This is a genomic window from Uliginosibacterium sangjuense, assembly GCF_059132465.1.
The window spans coordinates 3,254,312-3,275,374 of the sequence record NZ_CP101132.1 but is presented as its reverse complement, the minus strand read 5'-3'; the positions used below and the strand labels follow the sequence as shown (position 1 = coordinate 3,275,374).

The 21,063-nt window shown below is 64.9% G+C and carries 18 protein-coding genes; 8 read left to right on the top strand and 10 right to left on the bottom strand.

Going from position 1 to position 21,063, the window contains the following annotated elements; all coding sequences use genetic code 11:
- Nucleotides 1-43: 43 nt before the first annotated feature.
- The 6 genes from ispH to NMB43_RS14970 all read right to left on the bottom strand — a co-directional run bounded on the left by ispH (nucleotide 44) and on the right by NMB43_RS14970 (nucleotide 6,543).
- Nucleotides 44-994 (bottom strand): 4-hydroxy-3-methylbut-2-enyl diphosphate reductase, encoded by a 951-nt coding sequence (ispH, locus tag NMB43_RS14995; RefSeq protein ID WP_494348968.1) that lies wholly within the window; start codon nucleotides 992-994, stop codon nucleotides 44-46.
- Nucleotides 995-1,002: 8 nt separating this feature from the next.
- Nucleotides 1,003-1,437, bottom strand: coding sequence for an FKBP-type peptidyl-prolyl cis-trans isomerase (locus tag NMB43_RS14990; RefSeq protein ID WP_494348967.1), 435 nt, complete (start codon nucleotides 1,435-1,437; stop codon nucleotides 1,003-1,005).
- Nucleotides 1,434-1,937: a signal peptidase II gene (gene lspA, locus NMB43_RS14985; protein WP_494348966.1), complete on the bottom strand. Its 504-nt coding sequence runs from the start codon at nucleotides 1,935-1,937 to the stop codon at nucleotides 1,434-1,436. The genes NMB43_RS14990 and lspA overlap by 4 nt, the downstream gene beginning before the upstream one ends.
- Nucleotides 1,934-4,726, bottom strand: coding sequence for an isoleucine--tRNA ligase (gene ileS, locus NMB43_RS14980; RefSeq protein WP_494348965.1), 2,793 nt, complete (start codon nucleotides 4,724-4,726; stop codon nucleotides 1,934-1,936). Before ileS ends, lspA begins: the two co-directional genes overlap by 4 nt.
- Before the next feature lie 31 nt (nucleotides 4,727-4,757).
- On the bottom strand, nucleotides 4,758-5,696 hold the full coding sequence (locus NMB43_RS14975; RefSeq protein WP_494348964.1) for a bifunctional riboflavin kinase/FAD synthetase: 939 nt from the start codon (nucleotides 5,694-5,696) through the stop codon (nucleotides 4,758-4,760).
- Nucleotides 5,697-5,775: 79 nt separating this feature from the next.
- Complete coding sequence (locus NMB43_RS14970; protein ID WP_494348963.1) at nucleotides 5,776-6,543, bottom strand: ParA family protein; 768 nt, start codon at nucleotides 6,541-6,543, stop codon at nucleotides 5,776-5,778.
- A gap of 114 nt (nucleotides 6,544-6,657) precedes the next feature.
- Between NMB43_RS14970 and NMB43_RS14965 the strand changes: the two genes are divergently transcribed.
- From NMB43_RS14965 to NMB43_RS14955, 3 genes are read left to right on the top strand one after another with little or no spacing between them, the layout of a single operon-like run.
- Nucleotides 6,658-7,116 carry a hypothetical protein gene (locus NMB43_RS14965; protein WP_494348962.1) on the top strand — a complete coding sequence of 153 codons (459 nt, stop codon included), beginning with the start codon at nucleotides 6,658-6,660 and terminating at the stop codon, nucleotides 7,114-7,116.
- A gap of 21 nt (nucleotides 7,117-7,137) precedes the next feature.
- Nucleotides 7,138-8,124, top strand: coding sequence for a quinone oxidoreductase family protein (locus NMB43_RS14960; protein WP_494348961.1), 987 nt, complete (start codon nucleotides 7,138-7,140; stop codon nucleotides 8,122-8,124).
- Nucleotides 8,124-8,507, top strand: a complete 384-nt coding sequence (locus NMB43_RS14955; protein ID WP_494348960.1) for a hypothetical protein — start codon at nucleotides 8,124-8,126, stop codon at nucleotides 8,505-8,507. The genes NMB43_RS14960 and NMB43_RS14955 overlap by 1 nt, the downstream gene beginning before the upstream one ends.
- A gap of 64 nt (nucleotides 8,508-8,571) precedes the next feature.
- On the opposite strand, the gene NMB43_RS14950 is transcribed toward NMB43_RS14955, so the two are convergent.
- On the bottom strand, nucleotides 8,572-10,809 hold the full coding sequence (locus NMB43_RS14950; protein WP_494348959.1) for an Orn/Lys/Arg family decarboxylase: 2,238 nt from the start codon (nucleotides 10,807-10,809) through the stop codon (nucleotides 8,572-8,574).
- 301 nt (nucleotides 10,810-11,110) lie between these two features.
- Between NMB43_RS14950 and NMB43_RS14945 the strand changes: the two genes are divergently transcribed.
- Nucleotides 11,111-12,220 (top strand): porin, encoded by a 1,110-nt coding sequence (locus tag NMB43_RS14945; RefSeq protein WP_494348958.1) that lies wholly within the window; start codon nucleotides 11,111-11,113, stop codon nucleotides 12,218-12,220.
- Nucleotides 12,221-12,365: 145 nt separating this feature from the next.
- Here NMB43_RS14945 and dcd read toward each other — a convergent pair whose 3' ends face one another.
- Nucleotides 12,366-12,935: a dCTP deaminase gene (gene dcd, locus NMB43_RS14940; RefSeq protein ID WP_494348957.1), complete on the bottom strand. Its 570-nt coding sequence runs from the start codon at nucleotides 12,933-12,935 to the stop codon at nucleotides 12,366-12,368.
- 91 nt (nucleotides 12,936-13,026) lie between these two features.
- A complete protein-coding gene (apbC, locus tag NMB43_RS14935; RefSeq protein ID WP_494348956.1) occupies nucleotides 13,027-14,118 on the bottom strand; it encodes an iron-sulfur cluster carrier protein ApbC in 1,092 nt (363 codons plus the stop codon).
- Nucleotides 14,119-14,358: 240 nt separating this feature from the next.
- Between apbC and NMB43_RS14930 the strand changes: the two genes are divergently transcribed.
- Nucleotides 14,359-14,904, top strand: coding sequence for a MarR family winged helix-turn-helix transcriptional regulator (locus NMB43_RS14930; RefSeq protein WP_494348955.1), 546 nt, complete (start codon nucleotides 14,359-14,361; stop codon nucleotides 14,902-14,904).
- Between the two features lie 39 nt (nucleotides 14,905-14,943).
- Here NMB43_RS14930 and NMB43_RS14925 read toward each other — a convergent pair whose 3' ends face one another.
- The gene (locus NMB43_RS14925) at nucleotides 14,944-16,743 is read right to left on the bottom strand and encodes an ATP-binding protein (RefSeq protein ID WP_494348954.1); all 1,800 of its coding nucleotides are present in this window, start codon (nucleotides 16,741-16,743) and stop codon (nucleotides 14,944-14,946) included.
- A 100-nt stretch (nucleotides 16,744-16,843) separates the two neighbouring features.
- On the opposite strand from NMB43_RS14925, the gene metG reads away from it, so the two are divergent.
- The 3 genes from metG (at nucleotide 16,844) to NMB43_RS14910 (ending at nucleotide 21,056) form a co-directional block, all read left to right on the top strand.
- On the top strand, nucleotides 16,844-18,937 hold the full coding sequence (gene metG, locus NMB43_RS14920) for a methionine--tRNA ligase (RefSeq protein WP_494348953.1): 2,094 nt from the start codon (nucleotides 16,844-16,846) through the stop codon (nucleotides 18,935-18,937).
- Between the two features lie 182 nt (nucleotides 18,938-19,119).
- Complete coding sequence (locus NMB43_RS14915; RefSeq protein WP_494348952.1) at nucleotides 19,120-20,769, top strand: SulP family inorganic anion transporter; 1,650 nt, start codon at nucleotides 19,120-19,122, stop codon at nucleotides 20,767-20,769.
- The gene (locus NMB43_RS14910) at nucleotides 20,766-21,056 is read left to right on the top strand and encodes an acylphosphatase (RefSeq protein WP_494348951.1); all 291 of its coding nucleotides are present in this window, start codon (nucleotides 20,766-20,768) and stop codon (nucleotides 21,054-21,056) included. The genes NMB43_RS14915 and NMB43_RS14910 overlap by 4 nt, the downstream gene beginning before the upstream one ends.
- Nucleotides 21,057-21,063: the final 7 nt, after the last annotated feature.

Sequence of the window (21,063 nt, the reverse complement as noted above, 5' to 3'; positions counted from 1 at the left end):
AAAAGGGAGGCCGAGGCCTCCCTTTTTTTCTGCACCAGTCAGTTCATTCGGCCTTGTTCTGCAGCTCCCGGGGTAGCGGGAAGACCACGTTCTCCGTCACCCCTTCCAGCGTGCGCACGGTCTTGGCGCCCAGTGCGCGGATGCGTTCGATGACCTCCTGTACCAGCACTTCCGGCGCCGAGGCGCCCGCCGTCACGCCGACGCGGCGCTTGTCGGCGAGCCAGGCCGGGTCGATGCCTGCGGCATTGTCGACCAGCCAGGCCGGTACGTTGCGTGCGGCCGCCACTTCGCGCAGGCGGTTCGAGTTGGAGCTGTTCTTGGAGCCGACCACGATCACCGCATCGACCTGCGGCGCCATGAACTTCACCGCGTCCTGGCGGTTCTGCGTGGCGTAGCAGATGTCGTCCTTCTTCGGGCCGACGATGCTCGGAAAGCGCTGCTTGAGCGCGTCCACCACGACCTGTGCGTCATCGACCGACAGCGTGGTCTGGGTGACGTAGGCGAGCATATCGGGGTCGCTTACCTGCAGGGTCGCCACGTCGTCCACGGTTTCCACGAGGTACATGCCACCTTCCGACTGGCCCATGGTGCCTTCGGCCTCCGGGTGGCCCTTGTGGCCGATCATGATGATCTCGCGTCCCTGGCTGCGCATCTTGGCGACCTCGACGTGCACCTTGGTCACCAGTGGGCAGGTGGCGTCGAACACGCGCAGGCCGCGCGCCTCGGCGTCGCGACGCACGCTCTGCGGCACGCCGTGGGCGGAGAAGATCAGCGTGCTGCCGGTCGGTACGTCATCCAGCTCCTCGATGAAGATCGCGCCCTTGTCGCGCAGGTCCTGCACCACGAACTTGTTGTGCACGACTTCGTGGCGCACGTAGATCGGCGCGCCATGAATCTCCAGGGCGCGCTCGACGATGGCAATGGCGCGCTCAACGCCGGCGCAGAAGCCGCGCGGGTTGGCGAGCAGGATCTCTGTCTGGTCGGTAGTGCTCATGGTTGTTCTCAGATGACGCCGATGATCTCGACTTCCACGGTGACGGCCTTACCAGCCATGGGGTGGTTGAAGTCGATCAGTGCGTATTCCTCAGTCAGTTCGCGCACCAGGCCGGGGTAGCTGCTGCCGTCCGGTGCCGGGAAAGAATAGACCGTGTCCTGTTCCAGATACAGCTCGGGCGGGATGTGCTTGCGCAGTACGCGCTCGACGAGCTGTTCGTTATACGGGCCGAAGGCTTCGCCAGGAGCAAAGTCGAAGGTCTGCCGCGCGCCGGGGCCGAGGCCGATCAGGCGTGCTTCCAAGGCTGGCATCAGCTCGCCCGCGCCCAGTTGCAGCGTGGCTGGCGTTGCATCGAAGGTGGAGATCAGGGTCATGCCTGTGCCGGGGTGGGTGACACGGAAGTTCAGTGTCACCAGGCTGCTGGCGTGGATGGTGCCGCTCATGCGGAGGTTTCCTTGTTGTCTTTGTGGCGGGCGGCGGTGCGCGACTCGCGCACCTGGGCCAGGATCATCAGGCCGACGCCCAGGCAGATGGCGGAGTCGGCAGCATTGAACGCAGGCCAGCCGTACGGCCCGACGTGGAAGTAGAGGAAGTCCACCACGGCGTGGTGCAGGAAGCGGTCGATCACGTTGCCGATCGCACCACCTATCACCAGCGAGAACGCCAGTGGTTGCAGACGCTCGGCCTTGTGCTGCCACAGCATCTGCAGCAACCAGCCGCAGATGACGAAGGCCAGCACGATGAAAAACCAGCGCTGCCAGCCGTCGTGGTCGGCGAGGAAGCTGAAGGCCGCCCCGGGGTTGTAGACCATCACCAGGTCGAAGAACGAAGTGACCGGGATGGATGTGCCATGCGGAATGCTGGCCAGCACCCACTGCTTGGTGAGCTGGTCGATCACGATGACCGCGACGGCGAGGGCCAGCCAGCCCGCGAAACGCTTCATGCGCGGCTCCGTACTTCGCCCGCGCCGTGCAGATTGTCGTCGCAGCGACCGCACAGCTCCGGGTGCTCGGGATTGCGGCCCACGTCGGCACGGTAATGCCAGCAGCGGCCGCATTTCTGGTGGTTGCTGGGTGTGACCACGATTTTCTCCTCGGCTTCGCCGGACACCTCCACGACCTGGGCGGCCGAGGTGATGAACACGAAGCGCAGGTCGTCGCCCAGCGCGGCGAGGGCCTTGAATTTGTCACCTGCTGCATGGACTACGATCTCGGCCTGCAGCGAGGCGCCGACCTGGCCGGCGCTGCGCACCGCCTCGATTTCCTTCATGACTTCGGCACGCACGGCGCGCACCGTGTGCCAGCGCGCCTCCAGCGCGTCGTCGGTCGCCAGCGCGGGCAGCGCGTGGAAGCCATGGAGCATGATGCTGTCATCTGCGTTGCCGCTGATCACCGACCAGGCTTCCTCGGCGGTGAACGAAAGGATCGGGGCCATCAGCTTCACCAGGGTCTGCGTGATGTGCCACAGCGCGGTCTGCGCCGAACGACGGGCCACCGACTTCGCGCCGCTGGTGTAGAGGCGGTCCTTCAGGATGTCGAGGTAGAAGCTGCCCAGGTCGTCCGAGCAGAAGAGCTGCAGGGCCTGGACTACGCGGTGGAATTCGTACTTGGCGTAGTCGGCCTCTGCGCCGTCGGCGAGCCGGCGCGTCAGGGCCAGCGCGTAGCGGTCGATCTCGAACCACTGCTCGACCGGCAGTGCGTCGGTCGCGATGTCGAAGTCCGCCGTGTTGGCGAGCAGGAAGCGCAGTGTGTTGCGCACGCGGCGATACACCTCGACCACGCGGTCCAGGATTTCCTTGCTGATCGACACCTCGCCGGAATAGTCGGTCGAGGCGGCCCACAGGCGCAGGATTTCGGCGCCGAGCTTGTCCGACACTTCCTGCGGCACGACCGTGTTGCCGAGCGACTTGCTCATCTTGCGGCCCTGGCCGTCGACCACGAAACCGTGCGTCAGCAGCGATTTGTAGGGCGCGCGGCCGTCCATGGTGCAGCCAGTCAGCAGCGAGGAGTGGAACCAGCCGCGGTGCTGGTCCGAGCCTTCGAGGTACAGGTCGGCCGGGAAGGCGTGGTCCGCTACGTGCGAGCCACGCATCACGTGGGCATGGGTGGTGCCGGAGTCGAACCACACGTCCAGGATGTCGCTGATCTTGTCGTACTGCGCGGCTTCGTCGCCGAGCAGTTCCTTGGCGTCGAGCTTGAACCAAGCTTCGATGCCCTCTTGATCGACGCGCTGGGCGACAAGCTCCATCAGCTCAACCGTGCGCGGATGCAGGTCGCCGGTTTCCTTGTGCAGGAAGAAGGGGATAGGCACGCCCCAGTTGCGCTGGCGGGAGATGCACCAGTCGGGCCGGTTGGCCAGCATGGCGTGCAGGCGCGGCTTGCCCCAGGCGGGGAAGAAGGCGGTGTCCTCCACCGCTTGCAGCGCGCGTTCGCGCAGTGAGGTCGTACCGTCCGGCGTGTGGTCCATGCCCACGAACCATTGCGCGGTGGCGCGATAGATCAGCGGCGTCTTGTGGCGCCAGCAGTGCATGTAGCTGTGCGAGATGGTCTCGTGGCGCAGCAAGGCGCCGACTTCGCGCAGCTTCTCCACGATGTGCGGATTGGCCTTCCAGATGAACTGGCCGCCGAAGAATTCCAGGCTGGGCACGTAGACGCCGTTGCCCTGCACCGGGTTGATGATTTCGTCGGACTTGCGTCCGTTGGCGCGCCAGATGTTGAAGTCATCCACACCGTAGGCAGGCGCGCAGTGAACGACGCCGGTACCCGCGTCGACGCCCACGTAGTCGGCCAGGTAGACCGGCGACACCCGATCGTAGAAGGGGTGGCGGAATTCGATGCCGGCCAGGCGCGTGCCCTCGGCGCTGCCGATCACGCTGCCTTGCAGGTCGTAGCGCTTGAGACAGGCTTCCACTAGGTCGGCGGCGAGGATCAGCAGGCGATCGCCGACGTCGACGAGTGCGTAGTGGAGTTCCGGATGGATGTTCAGCGCCTGGTTGGCCGGGATGGTCCAGGGCGTGGTGGTCCAGATCACGATGCTGGCCGGCTTGGGCAGGCTGTCGAGGCGGAAGGCGGCGGCCAACGCTTCGGGCTGGATGCAGGCGAAGGCCACGTCGATGGCGTCGGACTTCTTGTCTTCGTACTCCACCTCGGCCTCGGCCAGCGCGGAGCCGCAATCGAAGCACCAGTTCACCGGCTTGAGGCCCTTGAACACCCAGCCTTGCTTCACCATGGTCGCCAGCGCGCGGATCTCGCCCGCCTCGTTGGCGAAGTTCATGGTCAGGTACGGATTGCCCCAGTCGCCCAGCACGCCCAGGCGGATGAAGTCCTTCTTTTGACCTTCGATCTGCTCGGCGGCGTAGGCGCGGCACAGCTCGCGCACCTTGTCCGCCGGCAGGTTCTTGCCATGCGTGACTTCCACCTTGTGCTCGATCGGCAGGCCGTGGCAGTCCCAGCCCGGCACGTAGGGCGCATCGAAGCCGGCCAGCGTCTTGCTGCGCACGATGATGTCCTTGAGGATCTTGTTCAGTGCATGCCCGATGTGGATGTTGCCGTTGGCATACGGCGGACCGTCGTGCAGGATGAACTTGGGCCGACCTGCCGCAGTCTTGCGAATCTTCTGGTACAGCTTCTTCTGCTGCCATTGCTGCACCCAGCCGGGTTCGCGCTTGGGAAGATCGCCGCGCATCGGGAACGCGGTGTCGGGCATGTTCAGCGTGTGTTTGTAGTCAGCCATGTTTTTTCAAAACTCGTTTCAAGACTCGGTCTCAAGCCGTCAGTTCGGGGTGTGCGGCGAAGAACGCGCGCACCTCATCGCAATCCTGGTTGATCGCTGCCTGCAGGGCGGGCAGCGAGGAATACTTCGCTTCGTTGCGTACCTTGTGCCAGAACTTCACATGCAGTTGCTGGTGGTACAGGTCGCCATCGAAGTCCAGCACGAAGACTTCGAGGCGCAATGCCAGGCGTTCGCCAATGGTCGGGCGCACGCCGATGCTGGCAGCGCCGATGGCACGCCGCAGCGGGCCGCCGTCCACCGTCACCGCGAAAATGCCGGCCAGAGGCATGGTGCGCTGGCGCAACTGGATGTTGGCTGTCGGGAAGCCGATGCTGCGGCCGATCTTGTCGCCGTGCATCACGCGGCCCACCACCTCGAACGGCCCCCCCAACAGACGTGCCGCGTGCGCCATGTCGCCTTCCTGCAGCGCATCGCGCACCGCGGAACTGGAGACGCGTTCGCCATTCACGTCCACCGTATGCATCGCTTCGACGGCGAAACCATGGGCTTGGCCCACCGATTGCAGCAGTGCGAAGTCACCCTTGCGGCCACGCCCGAAGCGGAAATCATCGCCGATGATCAGATGGCGGATACGCAGCCCCTGCACTAGGCGTTGTGCGAACTGCTCGGCCTCCAGTGCCGCCAAACTGGTGTTGAAGCGGCACACGTACACCCGGTCGATGCCTTGTGCGGCGAGAAGCTCCAGCTTGCGGCGTAGGCTTACCAAGCGCGGCGGCGCAAGCTCAGGCGCGAAGAATTCGCGCGGCGAAGGATCGAAGGTCAGCACGGCTGTGGGCAGACCGCGTTGTGCCGCCGCCTCGCGCAGGCGCGCGAGCAAGGCCTGGTGACCCAGATGCACGCCGTCGAAATTGCCTATCGTCAGCGCGCAAGGGCCGTCGCTGGACTGGGGGATGCCCCGGAAAACCTGCATAAACGGCTGACGCAAAAGGGCGAATTATAGCCTGCCGGCACCACCAATGGGCAGGCGCCACGAGCGGCTGGTGCTGGGCTCAGGCGTTGATGGCGTCGTGCAGGGCGACGAATTCCAGCGTCAGCTTGTGGCGCGCGTCGAGGTGGATCATCGGCCGCGCCAGTTGGTGCGACTCGCGGATCTTGACCGAGGCGGACAGGTAGTTCGGCAGGATCGGCAGGCCTTCGTCGACCAGTTCCTGCACCAGTTTCTGCGGCAGGCTGGCGCGCGGCTGGAACTGGTTCACCACGATGCCCTCGACGTGCAGGTTGTCGTTGTGATCGCTGCTGATCTCGGTCACGTTCTCCAGCAGCGAGTACAGCGCGCGGCGCGAGAAGTCGTCGCAGTCGAAGGGGATGATGCAACTGTCGGCCGCGATCAGCGCCGAGCGGGTGTAGAAATTCAGCGCCGGCGGGGTGTCGATGTACACGAAGTCGAAGTCGTCCGAGAGTTCATCGAGTGCCTCGCGCAGCTTGAAAATCTTGTAGCGCGACTCCAGCTTGGACATCAGTTCTTCCAACTGGGGCGAGGCCGGCATGATGGAGAGCTGCGCGAAAGGTGTGGCGTGCACGAAAGCCGCTGTCGGGTGGCTGTTGAAGCGCAGATTCAGCGTCTGGTCGAAGAAGTCGGCCAGGTTGGGCGCAATGTCATCGGCCGCGTCGCCCAGCAGGTAGTGGGTGGAGTTGCACTGCGGGTCGAGGTCGACGACCAGGGTGCGTTGCCCACGGCTGGCGGAGATGGCTGCCAGGTTGCAGGCGATCGTGGATTTTCCGACGCCGCCTTTCTGATTGAACACCACGCGCTTCATGTCAGGTCCCCTCTGGGCAGATTGAGTTTTGCTGCGCTGCAACCATTCTGCCAAAATTCATCAGGGGTGTGGTCTGGCTTAGACTGCGAGGCCGCTTCTCACGGGATTCATCCAATGTTGTCACCTCTGTCCTCCCGCCTCCTGGCTGCTGCGTTCTTCTCTTTGGCCCAGGGCGGATTCGCCCAGGCCGCCGATCTGTTGTCCTTTGGCGGCTTCTCCTATCACTTCGAGCGCGATCTTGGGCACAACGAGTTCAATTACGGCCTGGGCTTCGAGCGCGATGTAGACCCCGAGTGGTCCTGGTCGGCCGGGGTGTACAAGAACAGCCTGAGTCGGGCCTCGTTCTATGCGCTGGCGAATTATTACCCCTGGGCCTTGTCGGAATCCTGGCGGGCCGGGGTGATGGGTGGGTTGATGACGGGTTATCACCAGTCCCCGGTGATTCCCGTCGCGGCACCGATTGTGGAATGGCGCGGGACGCGCTGGGCGATTCAGGGCTATGTCGTGCCGACGATCAAGCCCTATGTCGACGGGGCTTTCGTGATCCAGGTGAAGTACATCCTGGGGGACTGAAGCCGGTCGGAGGTGTACAGCATGATGAGCAAGTCCGAGATGGCGATCCGTCTGTACCAGCATGGCGGACCGGAGGTGCTGAAGCTGGAGCGCGTCGAGCTGCCCGCGCCAGCGGCCGGCGAGGTGCGCTTGCGCCAAGTGGCGATCGGGGTGAACTTCGTCGACATCTACTACCGCAGCGGTCTCTATCCCATGACCCTGCCGGGCGGGCTGGGCCAGGAGGGAGCCGGGGTGGTGGAAGCGCTCGGCGAGGGAGTGACCACACTACAGGTCGGTGACCGCGTGGCCTATGCCGGCGGCGAACAAGGCGCTTACGCTTCGGCGCGGAACTATCCCGCGAACCGGTTGGTGCGCCTGCCCGATGCAATTGGCTTCGATGTCGCCGCAGCGGCCATGCTCAAAGGGCTGACTGCCCAGTACTTGCTGCGCCAGACTTGGTCGGTGCAGGCTGGGGAGACGATACTCGTACACGCGGCGGCGGGTGGGGTGGGGCTGATCCTGTGCCAGTGGGCCAAGCTGCTCGGGGCCACGGTGATCGGCACGGTGGGCTCGGACGCCAAGGCCGAGCTGGCGCACGCAAATGGCTGTGACCATCCCATCGTCTACAGTCGCGAGTCGTTTGCGGCGCGTGTGAAGGCGCTGACGCAAGGGCGTGGCGTGGACGTCGTCTACGACTCGGTCGGCAAGGATACTTTCATGGAGTCCCTGAGCTGCCTGCGCCCGCGCGGCCTGATGGTCAGCTTCGGCAATGCCACCGGCGCGGTGCCGCCTTTCGAGCCGGCGCTGCTGGCGCGCCTGGGCTCGCTGTACCTGACCCGCCCGACGCTGGCACACTACACCCCGACCGCCGATGCCTTGCAGGCCATGGCTGCCGATTTGTTCGGCCTGGTGGCGAGCGGGCAGATGAAAATCCATGTGCACGGGCGTTACCCGCTCAAGCAGGCCGCCGATGCGCAGACGCAGCTGGCTGCTCGCACGACCCTTGGTTCCACGATACTCGTACCCTGATGATGCGTGACTCTTACCCGACGCTGTTCCGATTCGTGCTGGCCAGCGTGGCCTGCGCACTGTCGCTGTCCGTCATGGCCCAGTCGCAGCCAGCGGCGCCGCTGACGCCGGCCCAGGCCGCCTACCTGCGGGCCGAGTCGCAGCGGGCGCAGGATCGTTTCGTCAACCGGGTGGCCGAGATCAGCGGTGCGAAGCGCAGCACGGTGCGACGCGCGTTGCCGCCGCCAGGCCGCATCACCGATCCGGTCAGTCGTCTGGTGGCAGCCTTGGAGCTGAGTCTTGAGCAACCGCTCAGTGAAGATCAGAAACTGCAGATCGCCGAGGCTGAGAGCGCTTATCAGCGTGAACGCCTGCTGGCCGAGGCGAATGCGCGCATGCGCTGATGTGCAAGACCCCACAACAAAGGGCGCCGCGGCGCCCTTTGTTGTGGGTGGCTGAGCTACCCGCTCAGCGCACGCAGTCGACGCAGTAGCGCACTTGGCCGTTCACCGTGTCCTTGACCAGACCGTGGATGTCGGTCTCGAAGCCGGGGAACTGTTCATTGAAGGTGCGGGCGAACTTCAGATAGTCGACGATGGTCTTGTTGAAGCGCTCACCGGGGATCAGCAGCGGGATGCCGGGCGGGTAGGGCGTCACCAGCATGGCGGTGACGCGGCCTTCCAGCTCGTCGATGGAGACGCGCTCAATCTTGCGGTGAGCCATCATCGACCAGGCGTCGGTGGGGCGCATCGCGGGCTCCATGTCCGACAGATACATCTCGGTGGTCAGGCGCGCCACGTCATGCGTCTTGTAGACGTCGTGGATTTGCTGGCACAGGTCGCGCAGACCGACACGTTCATAACGTGGGTGCTTGGCAACGAACTCGGGCATCACGCGCCACAACGGCTGATTCTTGTCGTAGTCGTCCTTGAACTGCTGCAGTTCGGTCAGCATCGTGTTCCAGCGGCCCTTGGTGATGCCGATGGTGAACATGATGAAGAACGAGTACAGGCCGCACTTCTCGACCACGATGCCGTGCTCGGCCAGGTACTTGGTGAGGATCAGCGCCGGGATGCCCCAGTCGGCGAAGTCGCCGTCCACGTCCAGCCCGGGGTTGATGACCGTGGCCTTGATCGGGTCGAGCATGTTGAAACCCTCGGCGAGCTCGCCGAAGCCGTGCCAGCGCTCGTTGGCCTTGAGCATCCAGTCCTCGCGCTCACCCATGCCTTCCTCGGCGAGGTAGTCCGGGCCCCACACCTTGAACCACCAGTCAGCACCCCATTCCTCGTCCACCTTGCGCATGGCGCGGCGGAACTCCATGGCTTCGGCGATGGATTCCTCGACCAGCGCGGTGCCGCCGGGGGGCTCCATCATCGCCGCCGCCACGTCGCAGCTCGCGATGATCGCGTACTGCGGCGAGGTGGAGGTGTGCATCAGGTAGGCCTCGTTGAAGGTGTGCTTGTCCAGCGCGCGCGTCTCCGAGTCCTGCACCAGGATCTGCGAGGCCTGTGACAGGCCGGCCAGCAGCTTGTGGGTCGACTGGGTGGAGAACACCATCGACTCCTTGCAGCGCGGGCGCCCCTCGCCGATGGCGTGGTAATCGCCGTAGAAATCGTGGAAGGCGGCGTGCGGCAGCCAGGCCTCGTCGAAGTGCAGCGAGTCGATCTTGCCGTCCAGCTCGTCCTTGATCTCCTCCACGTTGTAGAGCACGCCGTCATAGGTGCTCTGGGTGATCGTGAGCACACGCGGCTTGGCGCTCTTGTCCGTGGCGAACGGGTTTTTCTCGATCTTCTTCCGGATGTTCTCCCACTTGAACTCGCTCTTCGGGATCGGGCCGATGATGCCGAAGTGGTTGCGGGTGGGCATCAGGAAGACCGGGATGGCACCGGTCATGATGATGGAGTGCAGGATGGACTTGTGGCAGTTGCGGTCCACGACCACGATGTCGCCCGGCGCCACGGTCGAGTTCCACACAATCTTGTTCGAAGTCGAGGTGCCGTTGGTGACGAAGAACAGGTGATCCGAGTGGAAAATGCGCGCGGCATTGCGCTCGGAGGCGGCGACCGGCCCGGTGTGGTCGAGCAACTGGCCCAGTTCATCGACCGCGTTGCAGACGTCGGCGCGCAGCATGTTCTCACCGAAGAACTGGTGGAACATGTGGCCCACCGGGCTCTTCAGGAAGGCCACGCCGCCCGAGTGGCCAGGGCAGTGCCAGGAATACGAGCCGTCGGATGCGTAATGCACCAGTGCGCGGAAGAAGGGCGGGGCCAGCGAGTCGAGATAAGACTTCGCCTCGCGCACCACGTAGCGCGCGATGAATTCCGGCGTGTCCTCGAACATGTGGATGAAGCCATGCAGCTCGCGCAGCACGTCGTTCGGGATGTGGCGTGAAGTGCGCGTTTCGCCGTAGAGAAAGATCGGAATCTCGGCGTTGCGCAGGCGCAGCTCCTCGACGAAGGCGCGCAGCTCCTCGATCGTCGCATCGGCCTCGTCCGACGAGAACTCCTCGTCGTCGATCGACAGGATGAAGCAGGACGCCCGGCTCTGCTGCTGGGCGAAGGAACTCAGATCGCCATAGCTGGTGACCCCCAACACCTCCATGCCTTCTTCCTCGATGGCTTTGGCGAGCGCCCGGATGCCGAAGCCGGAGGCGTTCTCGGAGCGGAAATCCTCGTCAATGATGATGATCGGGAAGTGGAAACGCATGGTGGTACCTGCAGACTGGGCCGACCCCGGGACGGGGCGGGAAGCGGCGAATCATAGCGCAGCCAGGCGTCGCTTCGTCGCGCTTTTCCCAGGCCGGCTGAGGGAGGCGAGGCGGCGCCCGGGACAGGTGACCTGTTGTATGTCCGCAACAGATTTTCGTAAATATTTCTCAAATCATTAATGGGAGTTAACGTTTCGCATCCAGGCTAGATACATTTGCATGGCCATGTTTGTGGACATGGCGTGACCGGTGGCCAGGACACACCTGCGCTGGTCCATTCCAATGATTGAGGAGAATTCCATGCAAGTGAAACTGATCGCGCTGGCTGTCGCCGGCCTGATGGCAGCCCCCGCTTTCGCACAGTCGAACGTGACCGTCTACGGCCGCGTTGACATGGCGTACACCAACCTGACCAACGACGACAAGGGTTCCGTGCTGGAGCAAGAGTCGAGCAACCGTTGGGGCCTGATGGGTGAAGAAGACCTGGGCGGCGGCCTGAAGGCCTTCTTCCAGTTGGAAAACCGTTTCTGGCTGGACAACGGCAACACCGACCCGAACCCGACGGTGAGCACCTCGACCCGTTCGATCTCCAACGGCACCTCGACGCAAACCGTCGCTGTGGTGACCGGCGCTTCGGCCACCAACACCCAGTGGAAGGACAAGGCCTGGGTCGGTCTGAGCCACTCCAAGTTCGGTAAGGTGTACTTCGGCCGCATCGCTTCGACCGGCTACGCCCTGTACGGTGGTGGCGGTGCAACTTCCGGCGGTTACGAGTCCTTCGGTGGCGACACCATCGGTTCGTTCGGCTCGCGTCGCGGTAAGGTCGTGAACCTGTGGAGCAACGGCGTGCGTTACGACTCGCCGGTGTTCGGTGGCTTCCAGTTCGTGGGTACCTACAGCTTCAACGAAGAAGCTTCGGGCGGCGCACCGGCCTACGCTGGCGGTATCAAGCTGGCCGTGGGCGGTTTCCGTGGCGAGTTGGTCTACCAACACGACGTGGGTGACGCAGGTGGCGGCAAGCTGGTGCAAAGCCGCATGTTCGACACCAGCTACCTGACCGCTGGCTATGCCTTTGGCTCCTTCGACCTGTTCGGCGGCTATGCCATCTCGAAGGGTTACGACAAGCAAGGCATCAACAACGAAAACGCCGAAATGGTTCGTTACCAGATCGGTGTGAAGGTGCCGGTTGGCAAGGGTGTGGTTCTGGCCAACATCGGTCGTGGTACCGAGAAGAACGCCGCGGGTGTCGATCAGGCTGATTACAGCCACGTCGGCCTGGGCTACTGGCACCTGCTGAGCAAGCGCACCACGCTGATGGCCAACATGAAGTACGACCGTCAGCAAGACAAGTTCGCTAACGGCGAAGACAACCAGGCTGGTCTGGAACTGGCCATCCGCCACAGCTTCTGATCGTCAGGTTTGCGGGGCCGCGTCTGCGGCCCCTGAAGCCGATACCCACCCCGTTTCCCTCATAGGCGGGGTGGTCAGTTGCCTCGTGTGCCCAGGCGCACGAGGCTTTTTTACGTCTACCGCTGCGGGAAAAACGCGGGGCGCGTCAGATCTTGGGCAGGGTCACGCCGACCTGGCCCTGGTACTTGCCGCCGCGATCCTTGTAGGAGGTCTCGCAAATCTCGTCGCTCTCGAAGAACAGCACCTGCGCACAACCTTCACCCGCGTAGATCTTGGCGGGCAGCGGCGTGGTGTTGGAGAACTCCAGGGTGACGTAGCCTTCCCACTCCGGCTCGAACGGCGTGACGTTCACGATGATGCCGCAGCGCGCGTATGTGCTCTTGCCCAGGCAGACCGTCAGTACCGAGCGCGGGATGCGGAAGTACTCGACCGTGCGGGCCAGCGCGAAGGAGTTCGGCGGGATCACGCAATAGCCCTTGCCCGAGACTTCGACGAAAGACTGGGGGTCGAAGTTCTTCGGATCAACGATGGTCGAGTTGATGTTCGTGAACACCCGGAATTCGTCGGCGCAGCGGATGTCGTAGCCGTAGCTCGACGTGCCGTAGGACACGATCTTCTGGCCATTGGCCTCACGGACCAGCGCCGGCTCGAAGGGTTCGATCATGCCGTGCTGTTCGGCCATGCGGCGGATCCACTTGTCTGACTTGATGCTCACGATGAAAGCCCGGGCGGGAAATTGAGAAGCGCGAATATTACCGTCTTGCAGACCTGGCGCATCGCACAGGCGCAAGCCAAGGCGGCTTGGATCAACTGTCCTTGACGACGATGGTCGGGAACTTCAGGCGCATGTCGCGTTGTTTGTCGGCCAAGGCGACCCCTACGCGCAGTGCAATCTGGCGATACGCCTGCGCGATGGGGCCTTGCGGATCGCTGACCACGGTCGGCGATCCGCCATCGGCCTGCTCACGGATCTGGATGTCCAGCGGCAGACTGCCCAGGAAGGGCACGCCGTAGTCGGCGCACATCTTCTCGCCGCCGCCCGTACCGAAGATGTGTTCGGCATGGCCGCAGTTGGAGCACACATGGATGCTCATGTTCTCCACGACGCCCAGGATGGGGATACCGACCTTCTCGAACATCTTGAGGCCCTTGCGCGCATCCAGCAGCGCGATGTCCTGCGGCGTGGTCACGATCACCGCGCCCGTCACCGGCACCGACTGCGCCAGCGTGAGCTGGATGTCGCCGGTGCCCGGCGGCATGTCGATGACCAGGTAGTCGAGGTCGTCCCAGCGGGTCTCGTTGAGCAACTGGCGCAGCGCCTGGGTCGCCATCGGGCCGCGCCAGACCATGGGCTGGTCCGGGTCGATCAAGAAACCGATGGAATTGACCTGCACCCCGTGCGCCACCAGTGGGCGCATGGTCTTGCCGTCATCCGATTCCGGCTGCTGGCCGACCAGGCCCATCATCAGTGGCTGACTCGGGCCATAGATGTCGGCATCCAGCAGACCCACGCGCGCGCCCTCCTGGGCCAGCGCCAAGGCCAGATTGGCTGCGGTCGTGCTTTTGCCGACGCCCCCCTTGCCCGAAGCCACCAGCACAATGTTGCGCACGCCAGACAGCAGTTGCACATTGCCCTGTACCTTGTGGGCCACGACCCGGGTACTGATCTGCAGCGCCAGCCGCAACTCGGGCGCGCATTCCCGCAGCGCCGCCTCCAATAGAGTCTGCAGCTCACCGTGCTGGCTGCGCGCCGGGTAGGGCAGTTCGATGACGACCTGAGCCAGCCCGTCTTCCACCGTCAGGCTCTTGATGAGTTTGCGGGTCGACAGGGGGGCTTGGGTGACGGGGTCGATTACATTGCCAAGGCCTTCGGCGACACGTGTTTGCAGGGTATCCATGGGGGCAGCGGATAAAGTTGACTAAATGAGTCAACTATATCATGCATAGCGGTGCGCTGGTCGCCGCCGCAAGGCATGCGCCTGACATTAAGGGATGGTTAAAGCTGGACGAGCGCGGCGTCGTCGGGGCTGCGCTTTGGATAACCTTGCCCGCAGCGGGGCTGTCTTGATCGCCGCCGCGCCCTTTTTGTCGGGCCCTGTGCCCCGACCCGGATTCTTGCCGGACATCCCGCCGAATCGATGGATCATTCTGCCCTGACCGCCAACCTGAGTTCCACCGCTCCTGCCGCTCGCGACGAGGAATCCGCTGCGCGCCAACTGCATGTCATGAGCGCGCTCAAGCGCTTCCGCATGGTGTTCCGCGCAGCCAAGCGCCACTTCATGGAGGTGGAGCGCCAATGTGGTGTGGGGGGCGCGCAGTTGTGGGCCCTGTCGACCATCCTGGCCCAGCCGGGGATCCGCGTGACCGAACTGGCGCGCCAGCTGGCGGTTCATCAGTCCACTGCCAGCAACCTGGTCGAGGAACTGGTGCGCCAGGGGCTGGCCGAGCGCCGCCGCGACAATCCGGACCGCCGCGTCGTTTCGCTGGCCGTGACCGAGGCGGGCTCCGCGCTGCTGGGCCGCATCTCGGGTCCCCACGAAGGTCTCTTGCCGGAGGCGCTGGGGCGCCTGGACATGCCTGCTCTGGCGATGCTGGACGCCGCTCTCGGCGACCTGGTGCGCGTCATGGACGCCCAGGACGAGGGCGCCGGCTTCCAGCCCGTGCTGGTCGGCTCGAGCGGCTGAGTCTCAGGCCACCCGCGGCCGTTCCGACGAGGTTTCTCCTCAGGCGCGCAGCGGTGCGCGAGGGACCTCCATCTCCATGAGCTGGCATACCAGGCGATGCAAGGCCACGCCGGGCGTGGGTTTCTGCAGCAGTGGCAGGCCGTAGGCGCGTGCCTCGGCCAGACGGCCCGGGTCGGTGTCGCCGGTGATCAAGGCGGCAGGAATATCCTCGGCGAAATGTGCGCGCACCTGGCTGATCGCATCGATCCCGGTGTGTCCCTCGCGCAGGCGGAAGTCGGCCAGGATCGCGTCGGGTGGTGCGCCCAGCCGCGCCAGCGCATCTTCCGCCGATTCCACTGCGATTGAATGGAAGCCCCAGGCCTGAAGCAGCGAACCCATCGCGTGCAGGATGGCTGGCTCGTTGTCGATGATCAGGATGGTGCCCTGGCCGGTGGCCAGCGGGGGGCTCGCCGGATGCTCCAGGCTGCTGTCCGGCCGTGTTGCATCGAGTGGCAGATCGAAGGAAAAGCAGGAGCCGCGCCCCACCTTGGAGCGGGCCCCCAGCGGGGTGTCTAGCACGCCGCTGAGGCTGCTGACGATGGCCAGCCCCAGGCCCAGCCCCTTGCGGCTGTCGCGCTCGGGGTTGTCGAGTTGGTAGAACTCGCTGAACACGTCCGGTAGGCGCTCGGCCGGAATGCCCACCCCGGTGTCCCACACCTCCACGCGCATGTGCTGGCCGCGGCGACGCAGGCCGATCAGTACGCCACCCTGCGCGGTGTATTTGATCGCGTTGGAGAGCAGGTTGCGCAGGATGCGTTCCACCATGCCGGCGTCGCTGTTCACGACGGCGCGTCGCTCGTGAAGGCGCAGTTGCAGGCCGCGTTCGGCGGCGAGGGGCTGGAACTCGGCCGTCACCCGACGCAGCAGGGCCGTCAGGTCGAAGCTGTTGCGCGTGGCCTGCAAACCGCCGGCATGGATGTGGGCGTAGTCCAGCAATTCGTTCATCAGTTCGGACATGCTGCCGGTGGCTTCCAGGATGCCCTCCAGCAGGCGTCGGCTGGCTTGCGGGTCGCGCTCCAGTTGTAGCGCCTCGGCCAGCAGCGTCACGGACTGCAGGGGCTGGCGCAGGTCGTGACTGGCGGCGGCGAGGAAACGAGTCTTGGCGGCATCGGCGCTTTCGGCCTGCTGGCGCGCGATTTCCGCTGCGGCGGTCTGGTCGCGCAGGCGGCGCATCAGTTCCAGGTTGTCGAAGCGCAACTGGATGCTGCGCAGGATGGTGCGGTTGTTGAGCCAGCCGAAGATCAGCGAACTGATGAGAAAGGCGGCAGCCACCACCGCCATGCCCAGGGCCGTGCTGTGGGTGGTGAAGGCGCAGCGCAGGGCGAAGGGCAGGATGGCCGGCACGGCGAAGGCGAGGTAGGCGGGGAAGAAGGCGCCCAGTGCCGGCGCCGAAGCCGCCACCATGCCGGCCAGCACCAGGCCGATGCCAGCCAGGTTGGCCGGGCCGGCGTCGAAGGTGAGCAGGCTCAGCAGCCCCCACACCAGGCCCGACGCGGCAGCACCCGCTACAAACAGCCAGCCCCAGATCAGCATCGGCAGGCGGTTGCGCCAGTAGCCGCGGAACAGCAGCACCAGACCACCGCGTCCGGTGGTGACCACGGACAGCAGCAGCAGCCACAGCAGCATCTGCTGCCGCGGCGTGGAGTCCCACAGCATCATGGCGATGCCCAGACCGCCGGCGAGGTTGCCGAAAAAGATCGACGGCGCGTGCCGATACAGCAGGATCACCTGCTCGTGCAGCAGGCGCTCGGCAGGGCAATCGGCATCGGAGGCGGGCTCGTCGTGGTGGAGATGGGACATGGCCGAATGATGCATGGGCGTCCGGACGGTCGCGCCTGCCTCTTCGGGCAGGGGCAGGCTGCTAAAATACGCGATTACCTCTGCCATCCCTATGCGCACCATGTCCCGCAAGCTCTTCGTCACGACCGCATTGCCCTACGCCAACGGCTCTTTTCACATCGGCCACATCATGGAATACATCCAGGCCGACATCTGGGTGCGGCTGCAGCGCATGCAGGGGCACGAGGTGCACTTCGTCTGCGCCGACGACGCGCATGGCGCGCCTATCATGCTCAAGGCCGAGGGCGAGGGCATCACGCCGCAGCAACTTGTCGCCCGCATCGCGGCCGAACGGCCGCAGTACCTGAACGGTTTCCACATCAGCTTCGACCACTGGCACTCGACCGATTCGGAGGAGAACACGCGCCTGTCGCAGGACATCTACCGCAAGCTGCGCGAGGCCGGCTTCATCGACCGCAAGGTGATCGAGCAGTTCTTCGACCCGGTCAAGTCGATGTTCCTGCCCGATCGCTACATCAAGGGCGAATGCCCGAAATGTGGCGCGAAGGACCAGAACGGCGACAACTGCGAGGTCTGTGGCGCGGTGTATGCGCCGACCGAGCTGAAGAACCCGGTTTCCGCGCTGACCGGCGCGACGCCGGTGATCCGCGAGTCGGAGCATTTCTTCTTCCGCTTGTCCGACCCGCGCTGCGTGGACTTTCTCAAGGGCTGGACCCAGGACGGTCGCCTGCAGCCGCAGATCGCCAACAAGGCCCAGGAGTGGCTGTCGGGCGAGGGCGGCCTGGCTGACTGGGACATCTCGCGCGACGAGCCGTACTTCGGTATCCCGATCCCCGACGCCCCGGGCAAGTACTTCTACGTGTGGCTGGACGCGCCGGTCGGCTACCTCGCCAGCCTGGCGAGCTACTTCGGCAAGAAGGGCATCGACTTCGACGCCTTCCTGGCCGATCCGGCCACGCGCCAGGTGCACTTCATCGGCAAGGACATCGTGTACTTCCACTGTCTGTTTTGGCCCGCCATGCTGCATTTCGCAGGTCAGCCCTACAAGGTGCCGGACAACGTCTACGTGCATGGCTTCATCACCGTGTCGGGCGAAAAGATGAGCAAGTCGCGCGGTACCGGCATCAGCCCGCTGCGCTACCTGGACATCGGCATGAACCCGGAATGGCTGCGCTACTACATCGCCGCCAAGCTCAACGCCAACGTGGAAGACCTGGACTTCAATCCCGAGGACTTCGTCGCCCGCATCAACTCCGACTTGGTCGGCAAGTACGTGAACATCGCCAGTCGCTGCGCCGGCTTCATCACCAAGCGCTTCGAGGGCAAGCTGACAGCCGCGCTGCCGGCCGAAGGCGAGGCGCTGCTGGCCGAGCTGCGCGCCGCCAAGGCCACGGTGCGCCAGTACCTGGACGAGCGTGAGTTCTCCAAGGCGATCCGCGAGATCATGGCGCTGGCCGACCGCAGCAACGAGTACATCAATGCCCACGCGCCCTGGGAGCTGGCCAAGAAGGAAGGCGCCGAGGCCGAGCTGCACCAGGTGTGCAGCGTGGCGCTGAATGCCTTCCGCATCCTGACCGCGATGCTTGCGCCGATCATGCCGGCCACCGCGGCCAAGGTCGGGGTCTTCCTGAACTGCAGCTTTGCGGCCTGGGACGACGAGTCGCCGCTGACTGCCATCAACCCTTACGAGCACCTGATGACCCGCGTGGATGCCAAGATCATGGACAAGCTGTTCGACCTGCCCGAAACCCCGGCCGCCGAGCCTGCGAAGGAAGTTGCCAAGGACCCGGCCAAGCATGCGCAACAACAGGCGCATGTCGACAAGGTGGCAAGCGAGGCGGCCGATGGCTTCGAGCCCTTCATCAGCATCGACGAGTTCGGCAAGGTTGACCTGCGCATCGCCAAGATCGTGTCGGCCGAGCACGTGGAAGGCGCGGCCAAGTTGCTCAAGCTGCAGCTCGATATCGGCGAGGAGCGTCCGCGCCAGGTCTTTGCCGGCATCAAGTCGGCCTACGACCCGGCCACGCTGGTCGGTCGCCTGACTGTGATGGTGGCCAACCTGGCGCCGCGCAAGATGAAGTTCGGCATGAGCGAAGGCATGGTGCTGGCGGCTTCCGACGACAAGGGCGAGGTGCCAGGCCTGTTCATCCTGTCGCCGGACAGCGGTGCGCAGCCGGGCATGCGGGTGAAGTGATCTTTATGCTGCGGCGCGAAAAGAATTTGACCGGGCGGACTACAATGCAGGCACCGCTTTCGATCCTCGCCGCATGCCACTGACTGCACGTCGCCGCTGGTTGATCCAGCATCTGCACGCTCCCGATCGGGACTGAAACAAGCCTGTTCCCTGTTTTCAGTCTCAGTCGGGAGTAATCAGAAGTGGCCCTGTCTTTCCGTTTCAAGTTCAAACCCAAGCTGCGCGAAACCCTGGTCGGCTATGACAAGCCGGCCTTCGTGGCCGACCTGTCGGCGGGCGTGACGGTCGGCGTGCTGGCCCTGCCGTTGGCCATGGCCTTTGCCATCGCCAGCGGCGTCAGTCCTTCCGCCGGTTTGTGGACTGCCATCGTGGCCGGCCTGCTGATCTCCTTGCTGGGCGGCTCGCGGGTGCAGATCGGTGGCCCCACCGGGGCCTTCATTCCCATCCTGTACGCCATCGTGGCGACGCACGGCATCAGCAACATGCTGGCGGCGACCTTCCTGGCCGGCCTCTTGCTGGTCGGCATGGCATTGGGGGGGCTCGGGGCGATGATCCGCTTCATTCCGATCTCGGTCGTGATCGGCTTCACCAATGGCATTGCGGTGGTGATCGGCCTGTCGCAGGTGAAGGATTTCCTCGGCCTGTCGGTCGGCAACCTGCCGGCCGAATTCTTCGCCCGCATGCGCGTGCTGTTCGAGTTCCTGCCGAGCGCCAGCCTGTCCGCGTCCTTGCTGGCCACGGGCACAGTCGCGGTGATCGTGTTGTGGGGGCGCGTGGTGCGTAGCCGCCCCGCCTGGGCGGTGCTGCCATCGCAATTGGTGGGGCTGGTTGCTGGGACCCTGGTGAGCGTGCTCCTGGCGCTGCCGGTGGAAACCATCGGGTCGCGCTTCTCGGGCATCCCGCAGGAAATCCCGGTGCCCAGCTTCCCCTTGCCTTCCCTGTCGGCGCTCGGGCAACTGCTGGCACCGGCCATCACCATCGCGTTGCTGGGGGCCATCGAATCCTTGCTGTCGGCGCGCGTCGCGGACACGCAGGTCGACGACCGCCACGACCCCAACCAGGAGTTGTTCGCCCAGGGGGTGGCCAATATCGCCGCCCCATTCTTCGGCGGGATCGCCGCCACCGGCGCCATTGCACGCACCGCGACCAACATCCGCGCCGGTGGGCGCACGCCGGTGGCCGGCATCGTGCATGCGATCACGCTGCTGGTCGTGGTGCTGGTGGCTGCCCCTCTGGCCGACTGGGTGCCGATCCCGGTGCTCGCCGCCATCGTGGTGGTGACGGCCGCGCGCATGGGTGAATGGCACGAGTTCGCGCGACTGCGTCACTTCAGCTGGAACTACCGGGTCATCTTGCTCAGCGTGTTTCTGCTGACCGTGCTGTTCGACCTCACCATCGCGGTCGAAATCGGCATGGTGCTGGCCAGCCTGTTCTTCATCTATCGCATGCAGGACCTGACCACGGCCCAGCCCGTGCTGCGCCCCGACCAGCCGGCCGGGGTGCTGGAGTACGCCCTCCACGGTTCGATCTTCTTCGGCGCCATTTCGCGCCTGGACCACCAACTGGACCCCGCCGTCATCCGCGCTGACGTACTGGTGCTGGACCTGTCGCGCGTGCTCAACATCGACACCTCGGGTGTGGACTGGCTGCGCGGCCTCACCCGAGCCCTGGCCCGGCAGAACTGCGTGGTGGTGGTGTGTGGGCTGGGCGTGCAGCCGGCCTCCATCGTGCAACGCTCCGGTTTTGCCGCCCTGCTGGGGGTGCAGAATCTGTGCGACACGCTGGAACAGGCGCAGGCGCGGGCGCGCGAACTGATCAAGGAGGAGGAGTGAGCGCGGAGCCGGAACACATCGGGCGGCGCCTGCTGGTACGCGGCATCGTGCAGGGTGTGGGCTTCCGCTGGCACATGGTGGAGACGGCGCGGCGCCTGGGCGTGGCGGGCTGGGTGCGTAACCTGCACGACGGGCGGGTGGAGGCGCTGGTGGTCGGCTCCCCGGACGCGGTGGCGGCGATCATGCATTGGGCAAGCCATGGCCCGGCGCACGCGCGGGTAGACGCGCTGGAGGTCGAGGAGAGCGCCGAGCGGGTGGAAGGATTCACCCAGCGTTCGAGCGTGTAGGTGCGGA